Annotated in this window: 14 protein-coding genes; 10 read left to right on the top strand and 4 right to left on the bottom strand. The window is 53.4% G+C overall.

Annotated features, from left to right (window positions below):
- Positions 1–84: 84 nt before the first annotated feature.
- Positions 85–2,127: a type II secretion system secretin GspD gene (gene gspD, locus ACY2RQ_RS00545; RefSeq protein ID WP_490110993.1), complete on the bottom strand. Its 2,043-nt coding sequence runs from the start codon at positions 2,125–2,127 to the stop codon at positions 85–87.
- Positions 2,128–2,169: 42 nt separating this feature from the next.
- Positions 2,170–2,826, bottom strand: coding sequence for a type II secretion system protein N (locus ACY2RQ_RS00540; protein WP_490110992.1), 657 nt, complete (start codon positions 2,824–2,826; stop codon positions 2,170–2,172).
- A 402-nt stretch (positions 2,827–3,228) separates the two neighbouring features.
- Between ACY2RQ_RS00540 and gspE the strand changes: the two genes are divergently transcribed.
- Genes gspE through ACY2RQ_RS00495 form a run of 9 tightly spaced genes read left to right on the top strand, consistent with a single transcriptional unit; the run spans position 3,229 to position 10,897 of the window.
- Positions 3,229–4,686 (top strand): type II secretion system ATPase GspE, encoded by a 1,458-nt coding sequence (gene gspE / locus ACY2RQ_RS00535; RefSeq protein ID WP_490111273.1) that lies wholly within the window; start codon positions 3,229–3,231, stop codon positions 4,684–4,686.
- Between the two features lie 2 nt (positions 4,687–4,688).
- Positions 4,689–5,912, top strand: coding sequence for a type II secretion system inner membrane protein GspF (gene gspF / locus ACY2RQ_RS00530; protein WP_490110991.1), 1,224 nt, complete (start codon positions 4,689–4,691; stop codon positions 5,910–5,912).
- Positions 5,913–5,948: 36 nt separating this feature from the next.
- The gene (gene gspG, locus ACY2RQ_RS00525) at positions 5,949–6,398 is read left to right on the top strand and encodes a type II secretion system major pseudopilin GspG (protein ID WP_490110990.1); all 450 of its coding nucleotides are present in this window, start codon (positions 5,949–5,951) and stop codon (positions 6,396–6,398) included.
- Positions 6,395–6,907: a type II secretion system minor pseudopilin GspH gene (gene gspH / locus ACY2RQ_RS00520; protein ID WP_490110989.1), complete on the top strand. Its 513-nt coding sequence runs from the start codon at positions 6,395–6,397 to the stop codon at positions 6,905–6,907. The genes gspG and gspH overlap by 4 nt, the downstream gene beginning before the upstream one ends.
- Before the next feature lie 43 nt (positions 6,908–6,950).
- The gene (gene gspI / locus ACY2RQ_RS00515) at positions 6,951–7,337 is read left to right on the top strand and encodes a type II secretion system minor pseudopilin GspI (RefSeq protein WP_490110988.1); all 387 of its coding nucleotides are present in this window, start codon (positions 6,951–6,953) and stop codon (positions 7,335–7,337) included.
- Positions 7,334–8,071, top strand: a complete 738-nt coding sequence (gene gspJ / locus ACY2RQ_RS00510; RefSeq protein WP_490110987.1) for a type II secretion system minor pseudopilin GspJ — start codon at positions 7,334–7,336, stop codon at positions 8,069–8,071. The genes gspI and gspJ overlap by 4 nt, the downstream gene beginning before the upstream one ends.
- Positions 8,071–9,039 carry a type II secretion system minor pseudopilin GspK gene (gene gspK, locus ACY2RQ_RS00505; protein ID WP_490110986.1) on the top strand — a complete coding sequence of 323 codons (969 nt, stop codon included), beginning with the start codon at positions 8,071–8,073 and terminating at the stop codon, positions 9,037–9,039. The genes gspJ and gspK overlap by 1 nt, the downstream gene beginning before the upstream one ends.
- A 2-nt stretch (positions 9,040–9,041) precedes the next feature.
- Positions 9,042–10,394 carry a type II secretion system protein GspL gene (gene gspL / locus ACY2RQ_RS00500; protein WP_490110985.1) on the top strand — a complete coding sequence of 451 codons (1,353 nt, stop codon included), beginning with the start codon at positions 9,042–9,044 and terminating at the stop codon, positions 10,392–10,394.
- Positions 10,394–10,897, top strand: a complete 504-nt coding sequence (locus ACY2RQ_RS00495; protein ID WP_490110984.1) for a type II secretion system protein M — start codon at positions 10,394–10,396, stop codon at positions 10,895–10,897. The genes gspL and ACY2RQ_RS00495 overlap by 1 nt, the downstream gene beginning before the upstream one ends.
- Before the next feature lie 135 nt (positions 10,898–11,032).
- Here ACY2RQ_RS00495 and ACY2RQ_RS00490 read toward each other — a convergent pair whose 3' ends face one another.
- On the bottom strand, positions 11,033–12,721 hold the full coding sequence (locus ACY2RQ_RS00490; protein ID WP_490110983.1) for an HAD family acid phosphatase: 1,689 nt from the start codon (positions 12,719–12,721) through the stop codon (positions 11,033–11,035).
- Between the two features lie 93 nt (positions 12,722–12,814).
- Entirely contained in the window at positions 12,815–13,840 is a 1,026-nt protein-coding gene (locus ACY2RQ_RS00485) for an AraC family transcriptional regulator (protein WP_490110982.1), read from the bottom strand.
- A 167-nt stretch (positions 13,841–14,007) separates the two neighbouring features.
- Between ACY2RQ_RS00485 and ACY2RQ_RS00480 the strand changes: the two genes are divergently transcribed.
- Entirely contained in the window at positions 14,008–16,047 is a 2,040-nt protein-coding gene (locus ACY2RQ_RS00480; protein ID WP_490110981.1) for an oxidoreductase, read from the top strand.
- Positions 16,048–16,307: the final 260 nt, after the last annotated feature.

Below are 16,307 nucleotides of genomic sequence, written 5' to 3'. Positions count from 1 at the left end.
AGCAGTTATCGCCAAAAAAACAAAAAATAATGGTGAATATTTTGTAAATCCGGGTCGAAGAGTCGACCCGGTTATGGAAGGAAGTTATTTTTCCTGGGGGGCAGGAGCAGCGTGGCTGGTACGGTCAAACAGCTTGCTGGCCTCATCGGGCATGGCACCATAGATTGGGGAACGAGCCTTGCCGTTATGGATCATGCGCAGGGTGGTGTACTTGTCCATGGTGGCTTCGTCGGAATCATCGCCTTCCCGAATAATACTGGGCTTGATAAAAAGCATCATATTCTGCTTTTCAACAATATCTTTCTTATTGGTAAACAACCGCCCCAGCAGGGGAATATCACCCAGAAGCGGAACCTTATCGGTATTGTGGGCGACGATATCCCGAAGAATCCCGCCAAGAACAATGGTTTCTTTGTTATCGACAAGTACAACGGTTTTGATTTTCCTCTGTGAGGTCACAGGATTGTTATCAATGGTGGTGGATTCATTCAGTATGCTGGATTGTTCCTGCTCAATCTCCAGACGCAGGGTGTTGCCATCACCGATATGGGGAGTAACTTTCAGGGTCAGGCCCACAGGTTTCCGCTCAGTGGTATTGAACGGGTTTTTGTTATCGGTGTTGTTCTGTTGGTAAGAACCCGTAGTGAAGGAGATTTCTTTACCCACTACGAATTCTGCTTCTTCATTATCCAGAGTCATCAGACTGGGGGTGGACATCAGGTTGACATTACTTTTCTTGCTCAGGGCATTCACCAGCACACCAAAGTTGCTGTTTCGTAGCAGTACCTGCCCAATGCTCATTTTTGCGGGGTCAAGGGGAACCCCTACAACAGAAATCGCTGTTGCTGTGCCGTCTTTTCCACCTCTCTGGGTAACAGCGTTCTTACCCTGGTAGCCCCACTGCAGGCCGAGGGTTTCATCGATATTTCCTGATATTTCTACAATCGCGGCCTCAATCAGTACCTGGGCCCGGCGTATGTCCAGTTGGCGGACAATGCTTTCCAGTTCTTTAAGGGTGTCAGGGTCGGCAATCATCACCAGGGCATTGGTGGTTTCATCGGCCTTGATAAAGGCGTTACCACCAATACCGCCTTTACCGACATTTGAACTCCTGTTGGCGGACTGCTGGGGATTTGGGCGGTTTGGCCTGTGTTTGGGGCCGGCAGATTTATCCGGGGAGTCATCCTGGATATTCTGTGAAGCTTCATTCAACAGGTCGGCAAGGTTCTTTGCGTCAGCGTGGCGAAGGAACAAAACTCGGGTGGAGGATTTGCGAATGCCTTCTTTATCAAGGGTCTGAACCAGCTTCCTGACCCTGGCTCTCTTGTTGGCATTGCCCTTGATCACCAGACGGTTACTGCGCTCATCGGCAATCACCTGCATACCACTGGGGAGCTGGCCTTTGAAGGTCGCCAGGGTGTCCTGAATAATTTTGGCTACATCGCCGACCCAGGCGTGTTCCAGGGGCAGCACTTCGTAATCGTTATCGCTGGCCTGATCCAGTTCACGTATCAGCTTGGTGATTCGCTCGACATTGTCCTTCTGGTCACTGATCACCACGGCATTGCCGGAGGCAGAAGCGGCCGCGTGGCCGTACTGGGCAATCAATGGCCGGATAATGGGGATGACCTCAATAGATGAAACACTGTGCAGGTCAATTACCCGGGTCACCATTGTCGCTTTGGCGGGTTTGTCGCGGCCATCAAAAGAAGGACTGGAGGTTTTTGCCGTTGTGCTGGGAATAATGCTGCGCACCTTGCCCTTGGGAATGACGGCATAGCCATTGGCATTAAGCACCTCCAGGAAAATATCGTAAACCTGATCCTTGGTCATGGGACGAGAGGAAATCACGCTGACGGTATTGCCTCCCTTGATACGAGGATCAATAACAAAGGTTTCCCCGGTAATAGCGGCGACCTGGGCGATAAACTCCCGAATATCGGCGTTCTGCTGATTCAGGGTCCAGCGCTTGTCTTCCGGTTTGGCAGCGTCAGCCGCTGCGGCAGGTTTGTCTGGCTGCGCGGGAGGTGTTTCTGCCTGGGTCGGTATCATCCAGGCCGCAGTCAGGGACAGGAGAATAACCTTCAGGCTGATACGGCCTGGCAGAGAAGAAATACGCATTGTCATCGTGTACCAACCTGTGAATTCTTAGTTGTTATCGACAAGTGATCAATTTCCTTTCCTGCTCTCGCCGTCTTCCATTTGCTGGCGAATTTGCTCCAGTTTTTCTTCCATTGTCCGTTTTGAAAGCTCCTCCATCTGGGTTCGGGGACTGGAGCTGTGCATCGGCCCGGGGGGCAGATCCTGTGCCCGGATGGAAGAGGCAGAGGCCTGCAGGCTCTGTTCATTTTTTTCCGCTTCCGGAAATAACAGTTTCTGCAGGCGACCGTTGTAATTAATTACGACATAGAGGCTGTGCACGCTGTTCAGCACGGCTCCTCCGGGAATGGTCTGTCCTACCTGGTAAAGGTGATCCTGCCCGTCATTGCCCTGGATAATGGCACTGGAGGCTTCATTGTCGGTACCCGCCAGCACACCCCTGAGAACCAGTTTCAGGTTGGTGGCGGGAATATCGGTGCTGCGTACTCCCCGGGGTTTGTCTTCTGCCTCACCGAAAAGGAACTGGAAATCGGTAAGAGCGAGGGGTTGGGTTCGGGGGGCTGATAAGTGGCTGCGCTCAGGCACTTCCGTCATCAGATCGTCCATAATGCGCAGGGTATGGTCGGTCAGAGAGTAAATAAGCCCGACGCAGAGAAGACCCAGCAGAAGTTGCCTGTGGTAACTGATGATCCATCGCTGGCAAGTGGCCAGTGTTTCTTTATTCATTCTGATAACAAAGCCAAAGCCTGGGTTGTCCGGACAGTTTATGGGTTTTGGTCATAGGTATTAGCCTAGCCGTGAAGCCAAGAGTCGCTTCAAAAAAAACATAAATCGGTTAATTTTTATCCATAAATGTTCGGCTTCATTATTGACCCTGCCCGGAACAATTCAAATATTCCAGGCGAAAAACCCAAAAACGATTACTTTTCCTACTGTCCCCAGAGTGATTGGGGCTGATTGGGGAGGGCAATAAAACCTCAACGGCCTCTTAAAACGGCCGATCGAAGCAATAAGAAAATCATAAGAACCATAACACTCAGCGGCCACAGGCATGATACTACGATCAGGAGTCCGGATTTGAATACACTCCCCGCAGACCTGAATACCGAAGAGGGTGTACCGGTAGCCATGCTGCCGTTCCCTTTTGCGAACCGGCACCAGGTGATTCTGACGGAAGAAAACGGTCAGCCCCTGTTGCTCAGTCATGGCCTTCCAAGGCCGGATATCTTTTCGGAAGTCCGTCGTTTTGCCGGACGTCCTCTGCAGTACCGGCATCTGGATGCGGAAGCCTTTGCCGAGTTGATGACCCAGTGTTATCACCAGAACAGTGCTGATGCCCTCCAGCATATGTCTGGTATTGGTGATGATCCGGATCTGACCAGCCTGGCGGATGCAGTACCGGAAACCGAAGACCTGCTGGAACAGTCCGATGACGCTCCGGTGATCCGCCTGATCAATGCGTTACTGACGGAAGCTATTAAGGAAGGGGCTTCTGATATTCATATCGAGACCTTTGAGAGCCGGCTGGTGGCCCGGTTCCGGGTGGATGGCGTGCTGCGGGAGATTCTCAGTCTGAAACGGGCATTGGCAGCGCTGCTGGTGTCGAGGATCAAGGTTATGGCCCGGCTGGATATTGCAGAAAAGAGAATCCCCCAGGACGGGCGCATTTCTCTGCGAGTCGCAGGCAAGGAAGTGGATGTGCGGGTATCAACCCTGCCATCCAGCAATGGTGAGCGTGTGGTGCTGCGTCTGCTGGACAAGGCCACCGGAAGGCTATGCCTTGAACATCTGGGGATGCCCGCTGAGCACATGCAGCGGGTTCAGTCCATGCTGGCCCAGCCCCATGGGATTATTCTGGTAACCGGCCCGACCGGTTCCGGTAAAACCACCTCCCTTTACTCCGGACTGTCTTCTCTAAATGATGCCAGCCGCAACATCCTGACTGTTGAAGACCCTATCGAATACAACCTGGAAGGTATTGGCCAGACCCAGGTAAACACCAAGGTGGATATGACCTTTGCCCGGGGGCTGCGTGCGATACTGCGCCAGGACCCGGATGTGGTTATGGTGGGGGAGATTCGTGATACGGAAACTGCAGAAATCGCCGTTCAGGCATCTCTGACAGGTCACCTTGTTCTGTCTACATTACACACCAACACTGCGGTGGGCGCGATTACCCGTCTGCAGGATATGGGGGTTGAACCGTTTTTGCTGTCATCCAGCCTTGTAGGTGTGCTGGCCCAGCGTCTGGTCAGGCTTTTGTGCGATAACTGTAAGGAGCCTTACTCCCCGGATGAAGCCGAATGTGAACAGCTGGGTGTATCTTCCGCAAATCCGCCTACCCTTTATCACGCCCGGGGTTGCAATGAATGCAAATCCAATGGTTACAGAGGCCGTACGGGGATTTATGAAGTCATCATCATTGATGAGCAGGTACGGCGGATGATTCACACCAACCAGAATGAACAGGACATAGTGGAATACTTGCGCAAAACCACACCGGGTATACGCATGGATGGCATGGAGAAAGTGCTGGAAGGCGTGACGACCCTTGAGGAAGTTCTGCGGGTGACCCAGGACGATTAACTATGGCTGCCTACGAATATACCGCCCTGGATGAGGGGGGGAAACAACAACGGGGCAATATGGAGGCAGACAGCCCCCGGCAGATTCGGCAAATGCTGCGGGATAAAGGCTGGACACCCCTGGTTGTAGAAACCCTTTCCGAGCAGAAAAAGCGTGAAGACAGTCCGGCAGGGGGGTTAAGTCTCGGTCGGGGGCTGTCCGCAGCTCAACTGGCTTTGATCACCCGACAGCTGGCTACCCTGGTTCAGGCTGCCATGCCCGTTGAAGAAGCTCTGCAGGCGGTGGCGGCCCAGCAGGAGAACAGAAGAACAAGGAATGCGGTACTGGCCATTCGTTCCCGGGTTCTGGAGGGTTACACGCTGGCCCAGAGTATGGATGCTTTTCCCGGGCACTTTCCCCAGATGTACCGGGCTACCGTGGCGGCGGGTGAGTATGCCGGTTATCTCGACAAGGTGTTGAACCGGCTGGCGGACTATACCGAACAGCGCATGCAGTCCCGCCAGAAGGTACAGCTGGCCATGCTCTATCCCATGATTCTGATGCTGGCGGCGGTCGGTATTGTCAGCTTTCTTCTGGGTTATGTGGTGCCGGATGTCATTAAAGTGTTTATCGATAGTGGTCAGGAGCTGCCGCTGATTACCAGAATTCTTATTGCCGCCAGTGATGGCTTCCAGGCCCGGTGGCCATGGCTGTTGCTGGGAGGCGCGGCTGCTGCCTTTGGTGCGAACTATGCCCTTAAGCAGGAAGGGGTGCGACTGGTCTGGCACCGAAGGATGCTGTCCATGCCGATAATTGGTCGTTTCAGCAGGGCGCTGAACACGTCCCAGTTCGCCAGCACCCTGAGCATACTGACCCGCAGCGGCGTTTCCCTTGTGGATGCCCTGGCGATCGCTTCCCAGGTGGTCAGCAATGATGCCATGCGTAACTCTGTAAAAGCAGTGGCCCGTAAGGTGAGTGAGGGGGCGAGTCTCCATAAATCCCTGCAGGATACCTCCCTGTTTCCGCCACTGATGCTGCATATGATCGCCAGCGGGGAAGCCACCGGTGAACTGGACAATATGCTCGAACGGACCGCCAATAACCAACAGATGGAGCTGGAAAATCGGGTGGCTATGCTGGTAGGGCTGTTTGAACCATTGATGCTGGTGGTGATGGGGGGCGTGGTGCTGACCATTGTGCTGGCGATACTGCTGCCTATTCTCAATATGAATACCCTGATCAGCTGATCTGAAAAGAGACTGGAAGACCGAAGGAGTGCAACCATGAGGAAAACTTATCGTCACCGACCCGGTCAGAGTGGTTTTACCCTGATCGAAATTATGGTTGTGGTGGTTATTCTGGGGATTCTGGCCGCTCTGGTGGTGCCCAATATTATGAGCCGCCCGGATCAGGCCAAGGTCACCGTGGCCCAGGCCGATGTGAAAGCCATTGCCAGCTCCCTTGAGATATACCGTCTGGATAACGGCTTTTATCCCAGCAGTGAACAGGGGCTGGAAGCCCTGGTGAGGGAGCCTACCGGCAATCCTGAACCCCGTAACTGGAACCCCGATGGTTACCTGAAAAAGATTCCCCAGGATCCATGGGGCAACCCTTACCAGTATGAGAACCCGGGTAACCATAACACCAATAATTACGACCTCTACTCCCTGGGAGCGGATGGCCGTGTTGGTGGCGAAGGCACCAATACGGACATAGGCAACTGGGAAGAGTGATATCTGTAGCGCCTTTGCGGTCACGGGGTCAGGGTTTTACCCTGATTGAGATTCTGGTTGTTGTCCTGATAATCGGAATTGTGATTGGTGTTGCCCTGGTGGCACCCAATGTCGGTGGTCCCGGACAAAAGCTGAAAGATGAGTCAACCCGGCTGCAGGTGCTGATCGAACAGGCCCGGGAACGAACCTTGATGGAAGACCGGGAGCTGGGACTGTCCCTGACCAGCCAGGGCTACCAGTGGTGGCACTGGTCCCGGGACAAAGAAAAGTGGAAACCGTTCAAAGAGCAGAGCTTCCGGCACTACAAGCTTCCCGAGGATATCAAACTGACGGACCTCGCGAGAAAAAACAGTTCCCGCCAACAGGATCGTTCTGAAGACCGTCCGGACTGGATTTTTTACACGGATGCTCAGGTAACGCCTTTCCGGCTGGAGTTCTCCCTGTTGGGGGACAAGCGCCGAACCGTGATTCTGGAGAGCGACGGTATTGGACCAGTTACAAGCCCATAAACAGCAGCTCTATAAACAACAGTGTGCACCTAAGCCAAAGGGAATGCACAGAAGGGGTGCCGGTTTTACTCTACTGGAGATTCTGGTGGCTCTGGCCATCTTTGCTTTAGCCGCGTCTGTACTGCTGGTTACCGATGGACGTGCTATTCGTCAGACCGCGAGGATTCAGGATAAAGTTCAGGCTTCCTGGGTAGCGGACCAGGCTTTGAACCGTTATTACGTTGAAAATCTCTTTCCCAGTGTTGGCCGCCGTTCCTCCACCATGCAGCTGGCAGGAAAGGAATGGTATGTACGGGACCAGATTTCCGCTACATCCCAGAATGGGCTGCGCCGGGTGGAAGTCAGTGTGTTTGCCGGTAGCGAACATCCTTCGGACAAGGCTGTTCCTCTCTATAAACTGACAGGTTATATCCGGAGGTATCCGGAATGACACCATCAAAGCGAAACGGTTTTACCCTGTTAGAGCTTCTGATTGCTATCGCTATTTTCGGCCTGCTGGCGGCGGGCTGTTACCGGTTGTTCCGGTCGGTCAGTGGTACCCAGGAGGTTACGGCCAGATTATGGCAGCAGACCAGCGATATACAGCGGGCCATGCTGGTTCTGCAGAAAGATTTTTTTCAATTGTCCATGCGACCGGTACGCAATGAGTTTGGTGATAAGGAAACAGCCCTTGTCGCCGCTAATGGAGCGGTCACACTGACCCGTTCCGGCTGGCGGAATTTTACCGAGGCTCCCCGCAGTGATCTTCAACGAGTACGTTACCTGTTTGAAGGAGGGCGGTTACTGCGCCGTTACTGGGAAACCCTGGATCGTGCACCGGAAACACCTTACCGGGAGCAGGTAGTGCTGGAGGACCTTCAGGACTTCATCGTACGATTCCGTGATGACAAAAAGCGCTGGCATCAGAACTGGCCCCCGACAAGTGACAAGCAGTCTGAACGGTTGATAGACATGCCGTCTGCGATAGAGGTAACTCTTGTCCATCCCCGCCTTGGTCCGGTGCAGCAGTTGATCAGTGGCATCACATATAAGAAAGAGGCGAAGAAACCTCCCGGAAATGATCGCGGTGACAGGGACAGGCGATACCCCAATAATCCGTATGGGTCAATACCTGGCTCCGGTGGAGGGAGTGTACCTGTTTTTCCGGATGAGGGGGGCTGGTGATGCGTCGGGAGAAAGGTGTCGCGCTGATTTTTGTATTGCTGATCTTCGCCATGATCACGGTTATGGCGACCCGTATCGTTACGGATCTGCAGTTTAATACCGAGAAGAATGCACGCTATCTCCAGCATATGCAGGCACGTCACTATGCACTGGGGGCTGAGCAGTATATTGCCGTTTTGCTGGAAGAAGATGGCATTAAAGACAGGCAGTCCCCCAGGCCTGTTGACCACTGGAATGAAGAGTGGGCCGCCAACGATATCACCCTGGAAACCGATGATGGTGAGATTGACATTATGGTTCTGGACGACCAGGGTCGTTTCAACCTGAATCTGCTGGCGGGTAAAGGCGACAAAGAAAAACTGAAAATGCTGGAGCGGTTGCTGGTGGCCAACGGGCTGGACGCCGAGCTGGCCCACCGTCTGCAGGACTGGGTTGATGAGAATCAGGATCCATTGCCCGGTGGTGCGGAAGATGATACCTATCTGCTGCTGGATCAGCCCTACCGCACCGGCGACTTCCCCCTGGCCTCGGTTTCTGAATTGCGGCTTCTGCAGATTCTGACACCCGATGATTTCAACAAGCTGGTTCCACTGGTGTCAGTGCTCCCGGAAGGGGCGGGTATCAATATGAATACAGTGTCGGCTGAGGTGGTCAGGGCATTTGGGGATCGCATCAGTCAGGACGATGCCAAAAGTTTCATTGACGCCCGCAGTAAGGACGGATTCACCGATATAAGAGAGGTGCTAACCCATGTTTCCCTCAGGGGAAAACTGCATCTGCAGACGACTGGGTCTATGGTATTGAGAAGCCATTACTTCAGTGTGTATGTCAAAGCCCGTTACCGGGATATGACTTATTACCTGCACAGTCGGCTGGCACGTAATGATGAGGGCAAGGTGACGGTGATTGGCCGGGAGACAGGACAGTTTCCCCGCTGGGCGAAAACCCTCAGGGAATCAGTGAGGTGATTATGAAAATACAGTTGGTTATCAGGATAAGGCCGCAGCACAGCTCAGATCTGGATGGAGGAAAATTCTCGCTGGAGTGGGGCTGGCGGCACCAGGGTGGGCAGTTTGATCTTGTTCAGAGTGGAACCCTGGAAGAACTGTCATCCTGGTTTGAACAGCAGAGTCATGATGACCAGGACCTTCCCATAGTGCTGCTTGTGCCCGGTGATCTGGCTACCAGCCACAGGATGGCGTTGAATGAGAATCAGCGCAGACACTGGCAACAGGCATTGCCTTACCTTCTGGAAGAGCAGCTTGCCTCTGAACTGGAAAGCCAGCACCTGGTATCTGGTTTTCATTCAGGTGAAGAGATGGCACGGGCCAGCTGTATTGCCCATAAAGCCATGGAACAGCTGCTGGCGGATTTTAATGAGGCGGGTATCGATCCCCTGAAAGTTGTTCCTGAGTCCCAGTTCTTCACCGGGCGTGATGGTGAAGTGAGTGTTTGGCTGGATAGTGATTATATTCTTCTTGCCCAAGGGCAGAACTGCGCCCAGTTTCTTGACAGTGATGCTTTGGGTATTGTTCTTCCCGGACTTCTGGAAGACCAGGAAAGCCTGCAGGGCCAGGAAGAGCCTTCATTTCAGGATGAAGACCCGGAAGAGTACAGTGATAAGCCTGTGATGACAGGGGTTGTCGTCTATGCCGGGCCGGAGGATGGTGCAGGTGTAGAGAGTATTAAAGCACTTGCAGGGAATGATGTGCCCGTTGATATCCGTGATCGTTCCCAGCAGTCACTGGTGTTTATGGTGATGGATGCCATGGCCGGGGATGCCAGTAAACGGGTTCTGCTGGACTTTCGTACTGGTACCTACAAATGTACCCGCCGAGCTTCCCGGCGCTGGCGTCAGTGGCGGCCAGTGGCTGTTGCCGCCAGCCTCTGGCTGGGTCTGGAGCTGGTGTTCAGCACTGGCAGCGGATTTTATTTCCAGGCCAGAGCCGATCAGCTACGAGGGGAGAACCTGGCTACTTACCAGGAACTGCGTCCCGGTGACCGCAATGTGGTGGATGTGCGCCACAAACTCACCACGTTCCTGCGTACCAGTAATAGTCAGCAGAATTCTCCGATGTTTCTGGAGATGCTGCAGACTCTGTCAAAGGTTTCTGACGGAGAGGTGGGAAAAGCCATTACCCCCCGGAGCATGGATTTTAACGAAGCGAACGGACGCTTATCCCTGGATGTTAAGGCGAGTAATTTCGATCTTCTCAACCGTTATCTGGATGAACTGAGAGCTGCGGGAGTGAATGCCAAGATGGAAACCGGCAATCAGGATACCCAGGGTGTCTCTGCCCGCCTGATAGTGAGGAAAGCTTGATGAATGCGCTGACAAGCCGATTGCATCCGGTGATTAGCCGGGTCAGGGAACGTTTTGAGCATCTGCCCCAGAAAGACCAGTGGGCCCTGATGGGGCTGTCTGTTTTTCTGGCAATCGTGCTGTTCTGGTTCCTGGTGTGGCGGCCACTGGATCACTGGTCTGACCGGGAGCATGGAGAACTGGTAAGGGAGCGTGATACCCAGATATTTCTGGAAGCGAATTATGAACGGGCCAAAGAGCTGATCAAAGCCCAGAGCAGCGGCCCGAAAAAGGATGCCGCCGCCGTTATTGCCAGCAGTGGCCGTAAAGCCGGGCTGGAACTGGCCAGGGTTCAGCCTGCCCGGCAGGGGGTTTCTGTGTGGATTGATGAAGCCCCTTACCAGAAGGTGCTGGGCTGGTTGATCCAGCTTCACAATAAGGAAGCCCTGGATGTCCGCCAGATCCGGGTGGAGCGGACAGACGTCGAAGGTATGGTAAAAGTCTTCTTGAGACTGTCACGCTAACCCGCAATTTGTTAAAGCCGGGGCGGGAACCCCTGGTAAGAATGGCCCAGATGAACGGCATCAACCCCGCAGCCAGAACACACCAGCAAGCTGTTGTCATAATCGTTCACGTTTTACTTATTATTGGTGGAACGCTTATGAAGCCATCGGCACGGGAACAAACCAATTATCAGGAGACCAGCGCCTGATTGTTCTTGCGGCCAGTTGCTGATGTGGCGACAGAGAGGTGACCCAGTTTTTATAGGGAGTCTCCCAGCCCGTGGTGAAGGCGGGGTTGGGGCAGAGGTAACGGGTGCGGCCCAGTTCCTGCCAGCCTGATGGCCAGAATGCTCTGCCATTACCGTGCAGGGCATGGGGCGACATATCCAAGTCTGCTATGGCATCACCGAGCAGATAGACTCGGGCGTTTGTGTCTCCTTGTTGTACTTCTTCCAGGGCATAGGCAAGACGTGATGTTTTACTTCTAGGGTTTTCCGGATGTGTATTGTGCTCTTCTTTCATCAGTAGAAGGTCGCCATCCTGCATCAGTCCTTTTGCCATTAATTCCTGCTGGGTAATGTCTTTTAAGGTGTTTTCCGTGTCCCCTTGCTGGATTTTTAAAGGCCGGTTGGTGACAAAGCTGATAGCGACTTTTCTTTCTCTCAGTGTCTTAAGGAGTTCTGATACTCCGACAATAATCCGTCCGGTCTGCTTTTTGGCCCACAGATTAAAACATTCCTGTCCGGACGCGATTTTATTTTCAAAGCTCATGGCCACACGCCATTTGTCGTTGGAGAGTACAGTGCCGTCTATATCAAAAATGGCACCTTTAACCGGTGGCTCGTTGGGGGAATCAAGATTATCAGTGGCAATATTGGCCAGCTGAATCATATAGGCGTCAAAATTACTGCTTTGCAGATAATGCAGGCTCTGCCGACAGGCCCTGGCTCTGGCTTCATCTCCTTTGCCGTAGTCATCAAGGGACTCTTCCCCTGTCAGCCTGCTGTTTCTTTTGGCTTCCATTTCTTCCGGGTCAAAGTCAGCAGCATGGGTCATAATATCCCACTCGCCGTAAACAGGATTCGGCATAATAATAAAATCCCGCCCCAGTACCTGTTTTCCGGTTTCGCCATGTACCCAGTCGGACTCGGTAATACCGGAGTCAGAGAGTTTATCACCCATCGTTAAAGTCTCTGCCGCCTGCTTTTTCAGCTCTCCGATAATATGGGCTTTACCGTTTTCCCCTCGGCCATAGGCGACAATAACCTGTCCTTCCCGGGTGATGGGGAAACCGTGGTGTTTCAGGGTTTCTGTCGTCCATTGTGTCAATTCGGGATGATTGGTTCGTGATGTGAGGTAAGTCAGTTTGACCCTGGGGTCGTCAGCATACTTCTTCACAAACTCCAGGGTGCCGGGCAGGGGGGAAGCGTAGTCTTTCTGGGCGTTCTGCCACCAGTCCAGATTGCGTTCCATAGTCATGGTTTCCCCGCTATCCGCCATACCAGCAAAAAAACTGGAGCATTCCAGCAGATTATCATCAATATCCAGAATCAGATTGACCTGCTCTCCTTCCTGTAAATTCGCCAGTTTCTTTTCCAGAGCCTGTTCAGCAAGGGCAAATGTCTGCAGACATAAAGCACGATAGGCGGCGGATTTCTGCTTCCAGGTAATGGCCTGATCTAACTCTGAAAAGAGTTTTTTGCGTCTGGTCCTGCGGGTATCCAGGGATGTGGTTTCAGGCGTGTTGGAGTCTGCCTGTGGTCGGGGCTGGAAAGGAGTAACGGTGTCAGGGGGGGAATCAGGGCTTAGGCCGTTTGATTGCTTTGATGCCTGGACACTTAACATAATGCTTCCTCCCTGAAATATAAGTTCTGGCTCAACAGTGCCAGAAGGGAGAAGCAAGCTGGCTAACCAGGGGGTTAGCCTCGCTGACAGGTCTTACGTCTGCTTTCGGCGGTATTCACCGGGGGGTAACCCAAACCAGCGTTTAAAGGCCCGTTGAAAGGCTTCCGTGGAGGAAAAACCAGTGAGATAGGCCACTTCCGCAATGGGCAGGGTGGTATGGGCCAGGTTGGCGCAGGCCAGGTCTTTGCGGGTCTGTTCCAGAATATCCTTGAAGGAACTGTTTTCTTCCTGCAGTTTGCGGCGCAGGGTCCAGGCTGGCATTTTCAGCTGTTCGGCAACGGTTTCCAGGGTACAGGGGGTTGGCAGCAAAGCCGCGATAGTGCGGGCGGTTTTATGGCTGATGGTCAGGGCATGGTCCAGGCCCTGGAGCTGCTGGTCGCACAGGCGGATCAAGCGGGTATGGTCCGGCGGAGAACTTTGCAACAGGTGCAGCCTGGCAGCGTCTTTTTGAAGAATAATCCGGTTGGTTTCCTGGGCAAACAGTACTTCACAGGGAAAGGTCCGGGAGTAGGCATCAATATAATGGGGGGCGGGAAACTCAATATGCACTTCTCGAACGCAGTCACTCTGGCCGGTGAGGGATGAGCATAACTGTGTCCATGTCATCAGGATATTATCCACGACAAAGCGATTGTATTCGTTGTAGGGCGTCAGGGAATAGAAGTTCATGGATAGGCAATCTGTTTCCTCGTTCCAGGAAGAATGCCCCCGGATATTTCTGGCATAGAGCTCTTCGTAACGAACAAGGATCTGGAAGGCTGTGCGAAGGTCGGGGGCTGTGATTGCTGCCAGCCCCGCCAGGCCCATACCGGTGATACCGGCCATATGTCCTGACACCAGGCCCAAGGCTGGGTTATCGGTGAGATCAATTAAAGCCTCACCCAGACGCATAAATCGGGGGATACTGAGCCACTGGTCAGGTTCATGGAGTTGCTCTTCCTGAAGTTGAAAGCGTTCAAGAACGGCGGACGGGTCCCGGTCACAGGCGCGGGTGGCACGGAGCAGGGCCAGGACAAAGTCTAAAGAAAGTTCACCCAGGTTCATAAAAGATAAAGGCACACGTCGATCAGTTTTTTGTCAGTTCCTATCATTGTTGTTTGGCAGGACACTGGTAATGTTATGGAGCCGCTGCCATTGTAAAAAATCATAACCAGAATGGGCAGCAGAAATCATTCCGTGAACAGAGTTGCCCCGGTGCCAAGGGTATCAGGGAAAGAGGAGATCGCATGTCTGAAGGCTACCCCCACCTTCTGGAGCCCCTGGATTTGGGCTTTGTCACCCTGAAAAACCGTGTCCTTATGGGTTCCATGCACACGGGTCTGGAAGAGCGTCCCAATGGTTTTGAACGTATGGCGGCCTACTTCGGCGAGCGCGCCCGTGGTGGCGTTGGCCTGATTGTCACCGGCGGTATAGGTCCCAATGAAGAAGGTTGCGTGGCCATGGGCGCAGCCAAGATGACCAACGAAGAAGAAGCCTTTCAGCATCGTAAGGTAACCACCGCCGTACATCAGGCCGGTGGCCGTATCTGCATGCAGATTCTCCATGCCGGCCGTTATGCCTATAACCCCAAGTGTGTGGCTCCTTCTGCCGTGCAGGCGCCGATCAACCCGTTCAAGCCCAAAGAACTGACTTCTGAAGAAATCGAAAAACAGATCGAAGACTTTGTAAATTGCGCAGCTTTGGCCAAACATGCCGGTTACGACGGTGTGGAGATTATGGGGTCCGAAGGTTACTTCATTAACCAGTTTATCTCTCAGCGGGTAAACAAGCGTACCGATGAGTGGGGCGGCTCTTACGAAAACCGTATTCGTCTGCCCCTGGAAATTATCCGTCGTGTCCGTGCTTCCGTTGGCCCTGAGTTTATCATTATTTATCGCCTGTCCATGCTGGACCTGGTGGAAGGTGGCAGTGACTGGGATGAGATTGTCACCCTGGCCAAGGAAGTGGAAAAGGCCGGCGCGACAATTATCAATACCGGTATTGGCTGGCACGAAGCCCGTGTACCCACCATCGCCACCATGGTGCCCCGTGGTGCTTTTGCCAATGTTACCGAGAAAATGAAGGGTGAAGTCAGCATTCCCTTGGTGACCACCAACCGTATTAATACACCCGATGTTGGGGAAAGCATTATTGCTTCCGGCCAGGCGGATATGGTGTCTATGGCCCGTCCGTTGCTGGCTGACCCGGATTTTGTGAAAAAAACTGAAGAAGGCCGGGTGGATGAAATCAACACCTGCATCGGCTGTAACCAGGCCTGCCTGGACCACACCTTTGGTGGCAAGCTGACCAGCTGCCTGGTGAATCCCCGTGCCTGCCATGAGACCGAGCTGAACTACATTCCCCTGCACCACAATGAGCCAAAGAAGACGATTGCGGTTGTGGGTGCCGGCCCTGCGGGCCTGGCTTTTGCCACGGTTGCGGCGGAACGTGGCCATACGGTGACCTTGTTTGATAAGTCGGACAAGATCGGCGGCCAGTTCAATGTGGCCAAGCAGATTCCCGGCAAGGAAGAGTTCTACGAAACCCTGCGCTACTTCGAGCGCAAACTGGAGTTGACCGGGGTTGAAGTTCGCCTGGGCGGGCGGGTGGAAGCGGCAGACCTGGCCGGTGGAACCTACGACCATGTTGTTCTGGCGACCGGTATTGCTCCCCGTCTGCCGGAGATTCCCGGTATCGACCACAGCAAGGTGATGACTTACCTCGACGTACTGGCTAAAAAAGTGCCGGTGGGCAAAAAGGTTGCCATTATCGGTGCCGGTGGTATTGGCTTTGATGTGGCTGAATACATTACCCATGAAGGCGTGGCTACCAGCCAGGATTCCAAAGCCTTTTTCAAAGAGTGGGGCGTGGACTTCTCCCTGGAAGCCCGTGGCGGCGTGGAAGGTATGAAACCTGAACCGGAAGCCTCTCCCCGTGAGGTTTATCTGCTGCAGCGTAAGAAGAGCAAGGTTGGCCAGAATCTCGGAAAAACCACCGGCTGGATTCACAGAACCTCTCTGAAGCACAAGGGTGTGCAGATGATGAACCTGGTGGAGTACCGCAAGATTGACGACGATGGTCTGCATATCAGTCGGGAAGGGGAAGAGATGGTACTGGATGTGGATAATGTGATTGTCTGCGCGGGCCAGGACCCTCTCCGCGAACTGCAGCTGGGCCTGGAAACGGCAGGTATCTCCGTGTCCCTGATTGGCGGTGCGGATGAAGCCCGGGAACTGGATGCCAAGCGAGCTATTAACCAGGGTTCAAGGCTGGCGGCTGAAATATAAAAATTATCGTCTGTTCAATGAAAGGGGCCTGCTGATAACAGCAGGCCCCTTTGCTTTGTAATTCTGGCTTTTGACTAGCACGTCCATGGGGATGCCCGAGAGGGGTTTCTTGTCCAGTAGCGCCATGTCGTCAGATCCTTTCCATTCTCTAATTTTATCCTCTTGCATTGGCCTGTCTGACATTGCGGTTTGGTTTTATGGCAATGCTCCATAAGAGTGCGCATGCTCAAATAATGAGCAATGCCTACATTTTGTTTGTT

The sequence above is a fragment of the Parendozoicomonas sp. 209JJ7-1 genome, from assembly GCF_058147085.1.
Note: the sequence above shows the minus strand (reverse complement) of the source record. Positions and strands in the feature narration are given on the sequence as shown.